This window comes from Bradyrhizobium sp. SOJA106 (genome assembly GCF_059448745.1).
The window spans coordinates 1,316,892-1,333,389 of sequence record NZ_CM182549.1 but is presented as its reverse complement, the minus strand read 5'-3'; the positions used below and the strand labels follow the sequence as shown (position 1 = coordinate 1,333,389).

Here is a 16,498-nt window from a genome sequence, read left to right as displayed (position 1 = left end):
CCACGTGACGCGGTGTATTCTAGCTACAACGCAGCCAACCACTTGCAGGAAAAGGAGAATCGCCATGATCGAGACCTGCTACCATGAAGTTGAGAGCTCATCGTCTCTAGCCGCTAAGTGCCGACCGCTGGACGTCCATTAGTCGGAAGCGTGCTGGTGTCCCTTTCCACTCGGCCAACGCCTTAGCGATCGTCTCTCATCATCCTCGCTGACAGCGTAACGATGGACATGAGCGCGCCCAACATCCCAAATGCCACGCCCAAGCCAAACATGTGTGCGACGAGCCCAATGCCGGCGGGCCCAATGAGAATACCCGCATAGCCGGCTGTCGTGATGACCGCGACCGCAACGGCTGGGGGCATCATTTTCTGTTTGCCGGCGCGTCGACAAAGTACAGGTACAACATTTGAAATACCCAATCCAATAAGAAGGAACCCCGCCATAGCAATTAACGCAACGGGCGCGGCCACCACAGCCAAGAACCCTGTTACGATCGGCAGAGTCCCGAGCATCAATGTGGCACGGTCACCGATTCGCGCCACCACGGCATCTCCGCCGAGACGGCCTGCGGCCATTGCGAGTGAGAAGAGCATACAACCAATGCCCCCACTCGCTTCCGCGAGAAGATCTCGTTCAACGAGAAGCAAAGCGCTCCAATCGAGCATTGAACCTTCGACAAGGAAAGTGATAGCCGCGAGCACAGCTATTAGCAACACACTGCGATCGGGCAAGACAAACGATGGCCCCTGCCGCCCCGCCCCCGCCGCGAGCAACCCCGGCCACGCCGATCCAATCGCGATCGTCATCAACGCCGAACAGACCAACGTCGAAAAAAGCGGGCCAAGTTGCAGCGACAGGAGCGAGGTCACTGCGGCAGAGCCGGTGAATTCCCCAATGCTGTACTGGGCGTGGAAGCCAGACATCAATGGACGGCCCGTGACGCGCTCCAATTCAACCGCGTGAATGTTCATGGCTACATCGATCGAGCCGAGTGAAACGCCGAAAGCAAACAGCGTAGCACCGAGCCTGACAGGTGTGTTGGCAATTCCGAGGCACGGCAACATGATCGCGAGTCCAAGTCCACCCCCGAGGATAATGGGCTTGCTGCCGTACCGCGCATTCAATACGCCGGTCAAAAGCATAGCGATAACGGATCCGGTTCCGAGACAGAGCAACAAAAAACCAAGCATGCGGTCACCGACCGCGAGCCGCTCCTTGGCGAGTGGCACCAAAGGCGCCCAGGCCGCGAGGCCGAATCCGGCCACAAAAAATGCGAGCCGAGTCCCAAGCAGGCCGGCAGACCAATTAGAAGGCAGTATCACGGGCGCTCCTGAGAGAACGGGCTCGCGAGCGCGACGCCCCTCATCCTGCGTGCGTCGCCTGCAGGCGGCGCTTCGACCATGATGGCCTCAAGCTGGCATTCTTTATCCCTGCAAATGCAATGCCGTCACAAACACTAGTGGACTACCTCACTAGGCAAGCGGACGGTGATCGTCGAGCCCGTGGATAGGGTGCTTCGGTTATTCCTTCCCGAGTTAAGCTGGCCATAAGAGGGTGACAGTTTTTGCTGATCTGCGACAACCTGAGGCGCAACGCTCACTGTGGCTTTGTCGCAAAGCCTACAAACCTCGCAAAGCCAACGCCGCGTGAAGATCTCGATTCGTAAGGGAGCGTGAATCGATCGCAGGCTCCTTCGCGCATCCACACTGAGCGAACCGGGATTGATTTTATCGTCATTGCTTGGCCATCTGGGCATCAGCAGCGCCGGTTAGGTCGAGATCGGCAGCGATCTTCGCGCGGCCGGAGCTCGCATCGGCACGATGATCGGACGCGATCGCGACATAGACCGCCGGCAGCACGAAGAGCGTGAACAGCGTGCCGACAGACATGCCCGCGACGAGCACGAGCCCGATCGAGAAGCGACTCGCGGCGCCAGCTCCCGTTGCGATCATCAGGGGTATGAAGCCGGTGACCATCGCCACAGTGGTCATCAAGATTGGACGCAGTCGGACGCGCGCCGCCATCTCTATAGCCGAGCGACGGTCAAGTCTCTCCTTGAGCTGCAGCTCATTGGCGAACTCAACCATCAGGATGCCGTGCTTGGAAATTAACCCGACCAGTGTCAACAGTCCGATCTGTGTGTAGATGTTCATCGTCGCCCAGCCAAAGAATGGCGGGATCAAGGCGCCGACGATTGCCATCGGCACGCTGATCAGGATGATGAGGGGATCGCGCAGACTTTCGAACTGTGCCGCAAGCACCAAGAATATGATTATGAGTGCAAATGCAAAGGCAATGGCCAGTTGGTTACCCTCGTGCACATATTGGCGCGCGTCGGCAAGGAAGTCGTGACTGAAGCCTGCGGGCAGTTTCTTCGCCTCCGCTTCCAGGAAGTCCACAGCCTGACCGATCGTGACGCCGGGCATCGGCACAGCCTGAAAGGTCGCGCAGTTGAGCTGATTGTAGTGGGTGAGCGCGTTCGGATCGGTTGCAGTCTCGATGGAGACTACGGTCGACAGCGGAAGCATCGAGCCTGCCGCAGTCTTCACATAATAGCTCCCGATTGCTTGCGGCGCCAGGCGTTCTTCGCGGGGCACCTGCGGGATCACCTCGTAGGAGCGGCCCTGCAAATTGAAGCGGTTGACGTAGTTTCCGCCAAGTAAGGTGGCGAGCGCGTTTCCGATGGTCTGCATGGTGATGCCAAGCTCGTTGGCCTTGGATCGATCAACCTTGATTCGTACCACCGGCTGGTTGAACTCGAGGTCGGAGTCGCTCACCATGAACAGACCGCTCTTCCGCGCGGCCTCCTTCAGCTTCGACATCTGCTCGTAGACGGATTGGAAGTCAAACGTCGAATTGATCACCATCTGCACTGGTAGGCCATCCGAACCGCCCGGAAGTGGCGGCAAGCTAAAGGCAAACGCGTTGATGCCTTCAATTTTGGACAGCTCGGCCTGGACAAGCGACTTAAGCACGATCGATGAGCGCTTGCGCTCGTCCCATGCCTTGAGCAACATGCCGGCCATGCCACTCTGCTGGCCGCCAACACCATTGAGCACAAAGCTCAAATCGGTCTCTGGAAATTTTTGGAGCGCGTGTTCTAGCTTGGTGCCGTAATAATCGAGGTAGTCGATATTGGCGTATCTCGGCGCCTTGGTTAGAGCGAATACGATACCTTGATCCTCCTCGGGTGCGAGCTCCTTGGAAGTATTCACATAAAGAAAGCCGACGAGGCCCAGCATGGTCACCGCAAACAGGCCGGTAATCGGACGATAGTCGAGCGAGCGGTCGAGCTTTCGGCCGTACCATCGTGTCATGGTGCTGAACCCGCGGTTCACAAATGTTGCAAACCGCCCCTCCTCTGCGCGCCTCAGGAAGACCGAGCACATCATCGGCGACAGTGTCAAAGCAATCACGCCTGACACGATCACCGCTCCTGCCAGCGTAAACGCAAACTCGCGGAACAGCGCGCCGGTGAGGCCGCCGAGAAACCCGATTGGGGCATATACCGCAGCCAAGGTAATCGTCATGGAGACAACGGGGCCGACGATCTCGTGCGAGCCCCTTATAGCAGCCTCTAGAGGCGGCGCGCCCTCTTCCAAATGGCGATGAATGTTCTCCACCACAACGATCGCGTCATCGACCACGAGACCGATTGCGAGAACCATCGCAAGGAAAGTCAGGAGATTGAATGAAAACCCCAGCGCCAACATCATGCTGCAGATTCCAACAAGCGAGAGCGGTATAGTGACCACAGGAATGATGACCGACCGCAGCGAGGCCAGGAATAGGAAGATTACCGCCACCACGATCACGACGGCTTGGATGAGCGTCTTCTCCACTTCATCGAGCGACGATTGAATGAATTTGGTGGAGTCGTAGGCCACGTTCATCTTCAGTGACGGCGGCAGGTTACGCTCCATTTCTGGAAACAGAGCCCGAACGCCTCGCGCTATGTTTAGCGGATTGCCTTGCGGGCTTGCCCGGACGCCGATAAAGACAGCGTGCTCGCCGTTCATTGCGACGCTAGTGTCAGTGGTCTGCGCGGCAAGCTCGACTGTCGCAATGTCCGCTATGCGCACAAAGCCACCGTCATTGGATTTGACGATCATGCGCTTGAAGTCATCGACACTCCGCAGATCCGTATTTGCCGTGACATCGGAGATAGTGAAATAGCCCTTGGTCTGGCCGGCCGCGGCCTGGAAGTTGTTAGCGGCGATTGCAGCCGAAACTTCGGCCGGCGACACGCCGTGCCCTGCCATTTTCGCGGTATCGAGCCATAGCCGCATCGCAAAACTCTGGCCACCCAGGATGTCTGCCGCTGCGACGCCGTCGACGGTTGACATGACGGGTTGCACAACGCGCGAGAGGTAGTCGGAGATCGCGCTGGCCGCCAGTTCTTCGCTGGAGAAGGCGATATACATGACAGCGGTCGCCTGACCGGTTGACTTAGTGACGACCGGATCGTTTGATTCCTTCGGGATTAAGTATTTGACTGAGTTTACCTTGGAGAGCACCTCGGTGAGCGCTTCATTGGGATCAAAATTGAGCTTGATGTAGACTTGGATCGTGGAGGTACCGAGCACCGATGAGGAAATAACGTAGTCGACGCCCTCGGCGGAAGCGACTGCCTGCTCCAGGGGAGTGGTGATGAACCCCTGAATCATGTCGGCCGAGGCCCCAGGATAGGAAGTCGTGATATTGACAACCGTATTAGATAGCTTGGGATATTGCCGGATCGGCAGTACGGTGGCCGCACGAAAGCCGATCAGTAAGATCAGGCAACTAACGACGACAGACAATACCGGACGTTTGATGAAAAGCTCGGTAAATGCCATCTCGACTCGCATTTCAAGAGGGGGGATGCAAATTCGCCGGCAACGTACACCAGCGATGATCATCAATGCGGCGACTGTACTAAAGACCCGAGCACAAGCGCCGCGTTATTGGCTACTCTAAGGGCGCTCGCGAGCGCAGGACGCCCTATCCTCCGCTTGCAATTTCGTCGCTCAAATAGAGTACTATTCCGCTGATCGGGGGCTGATCGGGATCTCGATAGTGGCACCTTCTAGGAAGCTCCTGCCCTTTTGCGTGCAACAAGATGTTCGTCTCAACACCTGATTGGAACGCGCCGACTTCTGGCAAAGGCATCAGTTCAGACTTCGCACTGAACCGCAAATCGAATGATCCAGGTTCGACATCGAAAGTACAAACGATCTAACCGGCGCTCAACTCTACAAAGGTAAGTGGGTGATATAGCATCGGCTGCAAAGCACTAAACCAAGGTTTGTCGAATTGGCCGCTGATCGCCGGCAACAAGGCTTACAGGGTTGCCCGGACACAACGTTCAGCCCGCTGCAGTCTTCGTCACGCCACGTTACGATTACGATTGGTACTATGGCCCCTCCGCCATTCAGCGTCAGAGGCGCATTCTTTTGGGTATCCGTTCGATCCTCACGGGGAGTACGCTAATGGACATCTTCTTCCTCGTTCAGGGATGGACAACCGACCGAAAACTCACATCTTGTGGTCTCACAGACATCCTATTCGAAGCGGCTGCCCCCTGTGGTCCTCTAGAAGCGCGCGTATGCGCGCAGCGATCTGCCGTGCTTCCTTCGGCCGCAGGTTGGGCTTCATGCAATCGAGTATGGCTAGCATCGCCTGAACTTCGTCGATGTTAAATGTAGCAGCGTTGCGATCTGATGGTCCCAGAGACTGATCGGCGGCACGGGCTTGATTGGCCGCAAGCACCGCAAGGGCTTGCGACCGCAAGGATGCGATATGCCGCTCGAATATATGCATTTGTTCGCCTGTAGCTGCGCGCAAGCGCTGGTGGCCAACCCGGTCACGAAGACTGGAGCTGGCCACCTTTGCTCCCGGGAGGCTCAAATCCTCAAGGCTATCAACTTGTATCTTCTAGAAGTACCGAAGGGCACCTACCATAATCGGTCGGTCCCGTCCTCACCGGCGGCAATCTAAGCTGGGTCTTCGCCTTGGAGAAATTGAGACACCAGCATGCCCAGACACGTGCGCCTTGCGTAAACAAGAATGACACAAATGCGCATGAGAGACGCGAGAACGTTGACGGAGTAAATCCAGACGGAGCGCGATAGAAGCAGTTCCTTTGGAAAGATTATCCGAGACCTCGAAAGCCACGACAGGGAGTACCGCGTTAAAGAACTCGGCAACGCAGTCGGCGTCGGCGTCGCCACACACATGGCGGACACAATTGCACCACCAAGATACAGCGGCCGGGCCTCGCAGGCAACCTCCTTCCCTTCCAGAGGGTTGGTGATGATTGATCGGAAGCAGTGCAATGCGGCGGCCGGCTCCGTTTGGTTGCGCTGGAGCAGACGCTGTCCCTGCTCGCCCTCATTGCTAATTGAACTTAGCACTCGGCGCTCGTCCCCCACGGGGCAGCGCTGTCCCTGCAACCCCGCTAACCGGCTACAAGCAGCAGTGCGAACACGGCTCGGCGCCTCGGGGCATCATGAGGCACGATCCCTGCAGCATCCGCGGTGCAATGAGCTTAACGGAAGCGTAACTCGGCACATGGTGGTCCTTCAGCTCATGCGCTGTCCCTGCCACGCCCCCGTTAAACCCAACGATTGTTTATCGGGGCTGGCTTACCGAAAGCTGACAGACTGCGCAGCAATTTACATAATCAAAAGCGGCCCATGTGGCCGCTTGCCGCCGAGAGCAATATCGACGTTTACGCCGCGGATAGTAGCCACTCGGCATGTTTGCGATCAGCGGCAGCCGCGCCGGGCCTGCGCCGGATAGCGCGCAGCCAATCCACTGCACGTTTATGACTGATTGACCTCACGCCCCGGCTCGTGCCGGCACTTTGACCCGCAGGACTGGCCATTCGGATCGCCCATCAGTTGCTTTCGAACCCGAATACGTCGCGCCCGCTTACCGGGGCGCGCTCCACGCTGGGTTCTCGTACCGAAGACGATTGTGTCCGTTTCGTCAGAATGCGATTGAGTCTAGTTTTGACGCTTACCGGCTAATGGGCCTGATGAGGCTTGGTAGCTGGCGAATTCGACAGCAGCGCGGATGTGACTCGGCGCCTATATCCACCCGGGGGGTGGACAAATGCGCTATCTCTGCCGCATCCGCTTCGCTCAGGTAGGGGCGAGATGACTCGGCCCCAGTGGAGGAAGGAAGGAAGGAGCTTTCCCTATCGTGCCGCTGGCTCAGTAGTTAACCCCGGGGGATCACAAGGTTAGGCACCCGGCCTTCCCGCGAGGCCCGTCGCCTAAGGGTCCGGTGGCACTTTAGCGATAGAGCGTCCTCGGTTGACCTACCAGCATTGGTGGTCATGCACAGCAATCGAGAAACTGCTGGTCAAACTTGAAGATATGCGCGTTTACTCCGCTGATCCCGGGCAGGTTGAACTTGCCGCTGCTCCGGTGGGTGCCCGGATGGACAGCTGATGACGGTGCCTCCTCAGCCTAGATTGCCCGCGGTGCTTCTCACTTAAGATAAGCAAGTGATGGGTTCTGGGATCTGACGCTGAGGTCGATCGTATATCGGTCATTCCGATGCGCACACGGCTGCCGTGAGCAATAGCACTACGTTGTAAACCGTCGAGAACATCGCGACAGTGGACCCGTCCTCCGCGGTGGCCGACGTGTTGAAGACGCATCAGAGCTCATCGGCACGATGAGACCCAATCCTCAATGCAAACGGGAGTAGGAATAGTCGCATCAAAGTCAACAAGCTTGGTAGGTCGCCGCCTTTGGCCGTCACCGAGACGCATGTAAAGCAAAGGAGGACATCAATTGATCGGACCTTCGGGTCTCATCCTGCGGCTCGTCATTCCCGCCTCTCGTCGGTGCATCTTTCGCTCATGGACAAGGGTCCTGGGCCAGCGAAGGGCATCGATTCCATCAAAGGTCGGTACCTATGGTGCGCTTTGCTTGTTCGAACGCCTGTTTCATCGAGGAAGTTATCTGGTGGCGAAGGGCCACGAGGTAACTTCGTCAAACTTGAAGGTTGTCTCTCGACGCCGGTGACGATTGTGTCAAGCGCGCTTACCGCGTGCGGTCGGTCCCTAGACCAAGATGCCGTTCGTAAGCTGTAACTGCGCCGAACAATATAGTTCCCGACGCGCTTAGCTCGTCAGTTCGGCGAGATTCTCAGGTAACACAAGAAGCTTCGGGTGCCGCGCACGCGGCGACGCGGGAGATATCGAGGGTCTTCAAAAAGAAGCGACTCCAAAGACTGAATTTCGTTCCGGTACCCGTTTTCACGCAATATCCGGGCTCATAGGCCTGGCCCTAGTAGTCCGCCGATCGTTCCCCGACCCGGGAAGACCATTTCCGCTCGCCTGGATAGACCTGCTAGAGACATTTGAGCCATCGGGTCCAATCAGAGCGAACTGGTGGCGAAATCGATAGCTGGAACAGAGTCCCGTGACGGAGCCCGGAGTTTCCACCCTGGTATTCGCTAGATTGAGACGATATGCCCCTCCGAGCAGTATCAATTCGGCACAAGCAAGCCGTTCGCTCCTCTCTTTTTCATCGCTTAAGCACCCGATTGCACGACGAGCTCATAGCGGCCGTTGCACTTAGTTATCATCCGAGCAGGATGCTCGAGATGATCAGTGCCCACCACCACTTGTCGACTGGCGCCAGCGCAGGTGCGTGCACCTCGTTGAGCCTCGCGATGGCGTAGAGGCTCGATCGTGCGGGAAGCTGATCGCAAATTTTTCTTGCAGAGGAATCCAGACAAGGCGATCTTACGTCTCGCGCGAGTACTTGCTCGTGTGGCCGCGAGGGAAGATCATGAAAGAGAGCTCGCTAATCGAAGAGACGACAAGGAAAAGAGCGACAATCTATGCTCGATTCTCGACCGATCTGCAGAACGAGCGATCGATTGAGGATCAGCTTTCACTTTGTCAAAGCTATGCCGAGCGCGAAGGTTTAACTGTTGTCAGTATCCATGAAGATCGGGCTCGTTCAGGCGGGTCCGTCATGGGCCGTGAAGGCCTTCTGCGGATGTTGGACCAGGCGCGAGAGAGATCCTTCGACGTGGTAATCGTCGAAGCGCTCGATCGCCTGTCTCGCGACATGGAAGATCTCGCTGGCATTCATAAGCGGCTGTCATTTCTCGGGATCGAGATCCGGGCGGTCCACGAGGGAGTCGTTAACACCGTGCTGGTCGGCCTTCGCGGTTTGGTCGGACAACTCTATCGTGAGGACAATGCGCACAAAGTGCGTCGCGGCCAAGCGGGGCGGGTCAAGCAAGGTTTGGCTGGCGGCGGCCTGACGTACGGGTACGCCGCGGTCACCGGAAGAAGCGGCGAACGAGTGGTTGTCGAGACTGAGGCACAAGTGATCCGGCGCATATTTCAGGAATACGTGGACGGTCGTACGCCTCGGGAAATCGCGCATGATCTCAATAAGGAGAGGGTATCACCTCCGCGCGGGCGAGCCTGGAATGCCTCAACAATCAATGGCAATCATGAGAGGGGCGCCGGCATTCTGCTGAACGAACTTTATATGGGGCGCCTTATCTGGAACAAAGTCAGGATGGTGAAAGATCCCGACTCGGGAAAGCGCCTGTCACGACCGAATCCGAGGAGTGACTGGCAGATTGCTGAAGTGCCGCATCTTGCAATTGTCAGTCCAGAGTTGTTCACAGCTGCCCAGCAACGCAAAGGGGAGCGCAGCCACGGCCACCCCAGCCATCAACGTCGGCCCCGTCGGATGCTATCTGGCTTACTCCGTTGTGGTTCATGCGGCTCGGGTATGGCAACGAATGGACGGGACAAATCGGGGCGCGTTCGGATTCGCTGCTCGGCGGCCACCGAAAGTGGCACGTGTCCTGACGCCAAGACGTTCTATTTAGACACCGTCGAGAGTGCAGTCCTCAGCGGGCTAAAGGCCGAATTGCGCGCGCCGAAGGTTCTTTCGGAGTACGTGCACACATATCTAGAGGAGCGGAAGCGCCTCGCAGCTACATCAAACGCAAAACGGCAGCGCCTTGAGCAGCAACTTGGGCAATTAAACCGCGAGATCGACCGGCTGGTGGATGCGATCGCAAAAGGACATGGCGATCCGTCTGTTCTCGGACCGAGATCAACCGCACTGGATGCGGAACGAAAGCGGATATCCGAGGAGTTGCAGAGCGAACCGCTCGCCCCGAAGGAAGTCGCGCTACATCCGGCCATCCTCAAACGATACGAGGAGCAACTCGGTCGGCTTGAAGAATCACTAGCAAAAGGTGCCAGTGCGGGCGACGGAGAGGCCGCAGAAGCCATCAGAGACCTAGTCGAGACGGTCACTGTGTTCCGCGATCCAGCGCGCCCAGGTGGTGTAGCCGTGGAGATAGCAGGCCGGCTAAATGCCCTGCTCGGGGAAAAGGCCTATCCCAACCAAGTCAAAGGAGTGTGGGGAAAGGTGGTAGCGGGGGAGGGACTCGAACCCCCGACCCCAGGATTATGATTCCCGTGCTCTAACCAGCTGAGCTACCCCGCCACAGGGATCGCGGCAGCCAATGAGGCCGATCTCGCGAACGCGCGGCATATAAGGAAGGGGGCGGCGGGAAGTCAAGCAAGCTGGCGGCGATTGACGGGTGATTCACCCCGTTTTTCAAGCCGAAGTCACGCCGTTCGGGGCCGAACGCGCCCATTTCGTGCACCAGACTCGCGGAGAGCCACTCACCCGAAATCACGATCCGTGCGCAGTTGAGCCTCTCCCGCATCCGCCTTCGCCGGGACAAGCGCGGGCAGAGGCGAAGGAGAAGGAACCTATTTCGGCCTTACATTCGGGTCGCCGCCGGGGCTGCCGGGGGGCGGGATAACCGGGGTGTTGCCACCGGTTTCGGGCGCCGGGGCGTGCATCTCGGGGTCGACGCCCGCGGGCGGGCAGATCACGCCATCGGACTTCGCCAGTTTGTCGCCGAGCGGTTCCCGGGACTGGCCGGTGGTGGTGCCATCGGGCGCAGCGCGGTTCGGGCGGTCCTGGGGTGTGCAACCGGCCGCATGTTGCGGGGATGGCGGCGCGGTCTGTTGCGGCGGCGTCGCCGGGGCGGGCGGAGCCTGCGCGATCGCGCTGCCGGAGGTGGCGATCATGAGGCTGGCCAGGATGATGTTTGATGTCGTGCGCATGGGAAGGAAACGCGCGGGGCTCGCGGGGTGTTCCCAGCCGGAGTGCGATGTGATCCGGGTTTGCGAATGCCAGGATGAGCTTCGGTCGCCGCCACGCGCTCCGCTCACCTCTCCCGCTTGGCAAGCGAAAGGGGGGTGGTGCACTGCCGCCGTTCGCGATTACGATTTGCGGTAGCGGATCAGCGAGAAATGGCCCATCGGCGGCATCGGCCTGCGCTCGGTGAGTGTGACGCCGCCGTGCCTGTCGGACCAGCCTTCAAGGCGGGCCCACGGGAATTCCGGGCGCCAGCCGAGGCGACGGGCGAGCGGCGCGAAGGCGAGCTCGGAGAGTTTGCGCAGGCCCTTCTCGGCGCCGATGTGGTTGACGAGGATCAATTCGCCGCCGGGCTTGAGCACGCGCACGAACTCGTCGAGCGTGCCTTCGGGGTCGGGCACAGCGGTGATGACATATTGCGCGACCACTGCGTCAAACAAGTTTCCGGGGAAGGCGAGATTCTTCGCATCCATCACCGAGAGCACTTCGACGTTGGAGAGCCGCAAGCTTCGCACGCGCGCCTGCGCCTTGCGCAGCATGGGCTCGGAAATGTCGACGCCGCAGATCTTCGTGGTGCGCGCGTAATCCGACAGCGACAGACCGGTGCCGACGCCGACGTCGAGGATGCGGCCGCCGATGCGGTCAGCCTCCGCGATGGTCGATTGCCGGCCGGCGTCAAAAACCTTGCCGAACACGAGATCGTAGACCGGCGCCCAGCGGCCATAGGCCTTCTCGACCCCGGCCCGCGAGATGTCTGCTGCCATGCCCCCTGCCCCGGAAAATTACTAGCCGCGGACGGCTTCCGCGAGTGGCCTCGCTGAACTCGCCGTCACCTTCGCGGCCGCGCTCTGGATAAAACCGCCGCCGAGCACGCGCGCCTGGCCGCTGGGCGCGTCGTAGAACACGCAGGCTTGTCCCGGCGAGACGCCCTCTTCGCCGGCGACGAGCTCGACCTCGTAATGACCGCCTCCGCCGCGCAGCCAGGCCGGCTGCGGCGAGCGGGTCGAGCGCACGCGGACGAACATCTCGAGGCCATTGCCGATGGCGCGGTCGATGTCGCCGCCGCCGATCCAGTTGACGTCGCGCAAGGAAATGCGGTGCATCTTCAGCGCATCGCGCGGGCCGACGACGACGCGGCGGCCCGGGGCATCGAGCCGCACCACGAACAGCGGCGCGTGAGCCGCGATGCCGAGGCCGCGGCGCTGGCCGACGGTGAAATTGGCGATGCCGTTGTGCCGGCCGAGCACGCGTCCGTCGAGATCGACGATGTCGCCGGGGTCCATCGCGTTCGGGCGCAGGCGCGTGATGATATCGGTGTAGCGGCCCGTCGGCACGAAGCAGATGTCCTGGCTGTCGTGCTTGTCGGCGACAGCAAGGCCAAAGCGGCGCGCGAGCTCGCGCGTCTCGGGCTTGGTCATGTCGCCGAGCGGAAAGCGCAGGAAATCGAGCTGTTCCTGCGTGGTCGCGAACAGGAAGTAGCTCTGGTCGCGATCGCCGTCTGCGGCGCAGACCAGCGCGCGCGAGCCGTCGCCCTGACGGCGCGAGGCGACATAATGGCCGGTGGCGAGCGCCTGCGCGCCGAGCTCGCGCGCGGTCTTCAGCAGGTCGCGGAATTTGACGGAGCGGTTGCACTCAATGCACGGCACCGGCGTCTCGCCAAGCGCGTAAGAGTCGGCAAAGTTGTCGATGACGGATTCGCGGAAGCGATCCTCGTAGTCGAGCACGTAATGGGGAATGCCGAGCTTGGCAGCGACATCGCGGGCATCGTGGATGTCCTGGCCGGCGCAGCAGGCGCCCTTGCGATGGGTCGCCGCACCATGGTCGTAAAGCTGGAGCGTGATGCCGACGACGTCATAGCCCTCAGCCTTGAGCAGCGCAGCCGTCGTCGAGGAATCGACGCCGCCTGACATGGCAACGACGACCCTGGTATCCTCAGGACGGCCTTCGAGATCCAGACTGTTGAGCATGACTTTAAAGCTTGTGACGGCGGCGTTCGTCGATCCGCAATTTGCTTCTGACCGGAGCATCGGCGCTCCCGGGAACTTCGGTTCCCGAAGAGCACGGCTTGCCCGGTCGAAAGCGGCTGAGAGCTACCTCTTTAATATAGGCGCTATTCCGGTGAAGCAATCACGCCGGACGGCAGCCTAGGGCAATTCTTGCCGGGGCGGCAGAAATGGCGAGGCTGGATGGGGCCGCGGGCGCTGATGACGACTCAACAACGTATTGATTTTGCTATCTAAAATACATGCTGGGGACGCTGGCCCACTCCTTGCTACCTCCTATGCCGAAGATGTTTCCAAGGGGTCGCCTGTGGTCGGTCGGACGTCAGATGTAGCCGCCAGCGTGCAAGTTCCGAGCGCGCAGCAAAAGCCTGCCAAGTCGCAGGGCAGCAAAGATACCTCCGACTCCTTCGGGTCGCTGGTCGACAGCAACACCCAGGGGATCAGCAACAACGCAGGCACGCAGGACACCGCGCCGCGCCGGACCGATTCCGCGACGTCGTCCTCGTCCGCTTCCGACCACAGTACGCGCGAGACGTTATCGCCCGATCCCTCCTCGCGGAGCAAAGCGAGCGACGACACCGATCCGTCCACGAGCGCCAGCACGGACACAACGACCGATCCGGACAAGGGTCAGGACAAGGCCGGCAAGACCAAGGACAAGTCCGAGACCTCCGACGCCAAGCCGGCCGACAAATCCGACGAGACCAAGGCTGACAAGGCCGACTCCACCGACGGGCTTGCCGCCGCCGTCGATGCCGCGGCGGCCGCACAAAGCGACGCAACGCAGGCGGCCGTGCCCGATCCGAACGTCATGGTTGCCGCACCCGTCGTGCCGGTCGACCCCAACGCAGCCGCGAGCCGGACCAGCGATGCCACCGCCTCGCCACTGACGATCGCGGCCGCCGGCCTAGCCGCCAGCGCCTCCACCGCGGCGCAGATCGTGGGCACCAAGACCGATACCGCGACACCCGGTGACAAGAGCGCCAAGACGGCCGGCGCCAGGGTCGATGCCGACACCTTGGCAACGCTCGGGGATACGGCAGCCGCCACCACCGATGCCAACGCGACCGACGCCAAGACCAGCGGCGGGCTGATCGCCGTCGCCGACCTCGGCACGCCCAAAACCTCGTTCAAGGCCGCCGCTACCGCGCAAGGCCAGACCGACGTCTCCAATATCGGCCAGGACTCCGGTAAGGCCAGCGCAAGCACGCAAGCGCCGGCGGCGGCAACGACCGCCAACGCCGCGCATGCGCAAGGCACCAAGCCGCAAGCCGATTCCGGTCCTCTCGACGCCAAGGCCGATGCGAAGGCCGGCGCCACCGAGGCGACGCCAGCCGCCACGACCACGCACGCCCATGCAGGCGCGCAAGCCGTCACGACGCAGACCGACACCAGCGCGCAGGCCGCCTCCGCCATCCAGGCGCCGGTGTCCAATACGACGTCGGCCGCGACCGCCTCGACCGCGACGCTCACCGCGACCGCGGCCACCAATACCGCCGTGCCGCTCAACGCCGTCCCGATCGAGATCGCCGCCGCCGCACGCGCCGGTAAGACGCGGTTCGACATCAGCCTCGATCCGGTCGAGCTCGGCCGCATCGACGTGCGCATCAATGTCGACCGCAACGGCCAGGTCACCTCGCATCTCACGGTCGAGAAGCCGGAGACGCTGGCGATGCTGAAGCAGGACGCGCCGCAATTGCAGCGCGCGCTGGACGATGCCGGCTTCAAGACCGGCAGCAACGGCCTCTCCTTCAGCCTGCGCGACCAGAATTCATCGGGCCAGAATTCCGGCCAGAACAACGACAATGGCGGCGACGCCCGCCGGCTGATCATCAGCGAGGACGAAAGCGTTGCCGCCGCGCCGGTCGGGCGCAGCTACGGCCGCATGCTCGGATCGAGCAGCGGCGTCGACATCAGAGTGTGAGGAGTATTCGACAATGACCACCACGAATGCCACCACCGCGCCTACGCCCGTCTCCGGGACGACGGATATCCCGAAATCCTCATCGAACTCGTCGCTGAGCTCGAGCACGGGCTCGACGCTCGCCGGCAACTTCCAGACCTTCTTGACGCTGCTGACGACGCAGCTCCAGAACCAAAACCCGCTCGATCCGCTCGACACTAACCAGTTCACTCAGCAACTGGTGCAGTTCGCCGGCGTCGAGCAGCAGCTCAAGACCAACGATTCGCTGTCCCAGCTCGTCACGTTGCAGCAGACCACGCAGGCGACCCAGGCGCTGGGCTTCGTCGGCAAGACGGCCCTGGTCGACGGCTCGACCGCGACCATGACGAAATCGTCAGCGACCTGGCACCTCAACGTGCCGACCGACTCCACCGTCAACATCACCATCGCCAATGCCAGCGGCCAGACCGTGTTCACCGGCAAATACACGGCGGCCGCCGGCACCGACATTCCCTTCACCTGGAACGGCCAGGGCAATGACGGCACGCAATGGCCCGACGGCAAGTACACGATCTCGGCCACCGGCAAGGACGTCGCGAACAACAATGTCGGCATCGCTGCGCAGGTCCAGGGCGTGGTGTCCTCCGTCGACCTGACCCAGTCGCCGCCCCTGCTGACGATCGACGGCGCCAGCTACACGCTGAGCCAGGTGAAGAGCATCATCGCGACCAGCAGCAATTGACGCCCACTACGGTCGCCGAACACGAGCTGTCATCTCCACGCCTGGTGCGCAATTGCGCACAGAGGCGGAATTTTCATGACCCGAGGAAGTCGTTTTCGCATGCGGTCGTAACCCCCAAGTCTTCGCCAAACTACTCCCTGGGGTTATAGGTGCCGGGCTCGCGCGGAGCGCGCCACGTGATGACGGTAGAGAGCCTTGCGGCACTGCGCTCAGGCCTCTGTTTGTTAGTAAAGTATTTACCTTCTGCCCTGCCCGGCCCGGCGAAACCGCGTTTTCGGCCCCCCGGGCCGGCCGCGTTCCCGCAAGATTCAACGAGAATTGTATTGAAGCCTTAGGCTTAGCGGATTTTTAAGCCGCCCGGCGTAGGGTTACCGCGTGAGTTCAGTGGTTGAGAGTTTGTGAGTACGCCATGACAGAACCCCATCGCCCGAGGGTAAAATACGTCATCGGGCCGGACGGCAGTCCGCTGACGATCGCAGACCTGCCCGCGCCCGGCACCAAACGCTGGGTCATCCGCCGCAAGGCCGAAGTCGTCGCCGCTGTGCGTGGCGGACTTCTCTCGCTCGAGGAGGCCTGCAGCCGTTATACCCTGACGGTCGACGAATTCCTCTCCTGGCAGTTTTCCATCGACCAGCACGGTCTGGCGGGTCTTCGCACCACCCGCATCCAGCAATATCGCCAGTAAGCGATCCGGAAA

General features: G+C 60.7%; 9 protein-coding genes and 1 tRNA gene. 4 read left to right on the top strand and 6 right to left on the bottom strand.

Annotation, left to right across the window (positions count from 1 at the left end):
- Positions 1-182: 182 nt before the first annotated feature.
- Both AC5V87_RS06215 and AC5V87_RS06210 read right to left on the bottom strand, forming a co-directional pair.
- The gene (locus tag AC5V87_RS06215) at positions 183-1,232 is read right to left on the bottom strand and encodes an MFS transporter (protein WP_495371834.1); all 1,050 of its coding nucleotides are present in this window, start codon (positions 1,230-1,232) and stop codon (positions 183-185) included.
- A gap of 501 nt (positions 1,233-1,733) precedes the next feature.
- Complete coding sequence (locus AC5V87_RS06210; protein WP_495370291.1) at positions 1,734-4,838, bottom strand: efflux RND transporter permease subunit; 3,105 nt, start codon at positions 4,836-4,838, stop codon at positions 1,734-1,736.
- 3,954 nt (positions 4,839-8,792) lie between these two features.
- Here AC5V87_RS06210 and AC5V87_RS06205 point away from each other — a divergent pair.
- Complete coding sequence (locus AC5V87_RS06205) at positions 8,793-10,454, top strand: recombinase family protein (protein ID WP_456843457.1); 1,662 nt, start codon at positions 8,793-8,795, stop codon at positions 10,452-10,454.
- Here the strand turns inward: AC5V87_RS06205 and AC5V87_RS06200 are convergent.
- From AC5V87_RS06200 to mnmA, 4 genes are all read right to left on the bottom strand, one after another.
- Positions 10,411-10,487 (bottom strand) — tRNA-Met (locus AC5V87_RS06200). The two genes, AC5V87_RS06205 and AC5V87_RS06200, sit on opposite strands and share 44 nt — an antisense overlap.
- A gap of 272 nt (positions 10,488-10,759) precedes the next feature.
- Complete coding sequence (locus AC5V87_RS06195; protein ID WP_495370290.1) at positions 10,760-11,119, bottom strand: hypothetical protein; 360 nt, start codon at positions 11,117-11,119, stop codon at positions 10,760-10,762.
- A 159-nt stretch (positions 11,120-11,278) separates the two neighbouring features.
- On the bottom strand, positions 11,279-11,917 hold the full coding sequence (locus AC5V87_RS06190) for a class I SAM-dependent methyltransferase (RefSeq protein ID WP_495370289.1): 639 nt from the start codon (positions 11,915-11,917) through the stop codon (positions 11,279-11,281).
- A 21-nt stretch (positions 11,918-11,938) separates the two neighbouring features.
- The gene (gene mnmA / locus AC5V87_RS06185) at positions 11,939-13,120 is read right to left on the bottom strand and encodes a tRNA 2-thiouridine(34) synthase MnmA (RefSeq protein ID WP_495370288.1); all 1,182 of its coding nucleotides are present in this window, start codon (positions 13,118-13,120) and stop codon (positions 11,939-11,941) included.
- Between the two features lie 343 nt (positions 13,121-13,463).
- Between mnmA and AC5V87_RS06180 the strand changes: the two genes are divergently transcribed.
- The 3 genes from AC5V87_RS06180 to sciP all read left to right on the top strand — a co-directional run bounded on the left by AC5V87_RS06180 (position 13,464) and on the right by sciP (position 16,486).
- Positions 13,464-15,080: a flagellar hook-length control protein FliK gene (locus AC5V87_RS06180; protein ID WP_495370287.1), complete on the top strand. Its 1,617-nt coding sequence runs from the start codon at positions 13,464-13,466 to the stop codon at positions 15,078-15,080.
- 13 nt (positions 15,081-15,093) lie between these two features.
- Positions 15,094-15,801 (top strand): flagellar hook assembly protein FlgD, encoded by a 708-nt coding sequence (locus AC5V87_RS06175; protein WP_456840884.1) that lies wholly within the window; start codon positions 15,094-15,096, stop codon positions 15,799-15,801.
- Positions 15,802-16,210: 409 nt separating this feature from the next.
- Positions 16,211-16,486 carry a CtrA inhibitor SciP gene (gene sciP / locus AC5V87_RS06170; protein ID WP_002714638.1) on the top strand — a complete coding sequence of 92 codons (276 nt, stop codon included), beginning with the start codon at positions 16,211-16,213 and terminating at the stop codon, positions 16,484-16,486.
- The last annotated feature ends 12 nt before the right edge of the window (positions 16,487-16,498 follow it).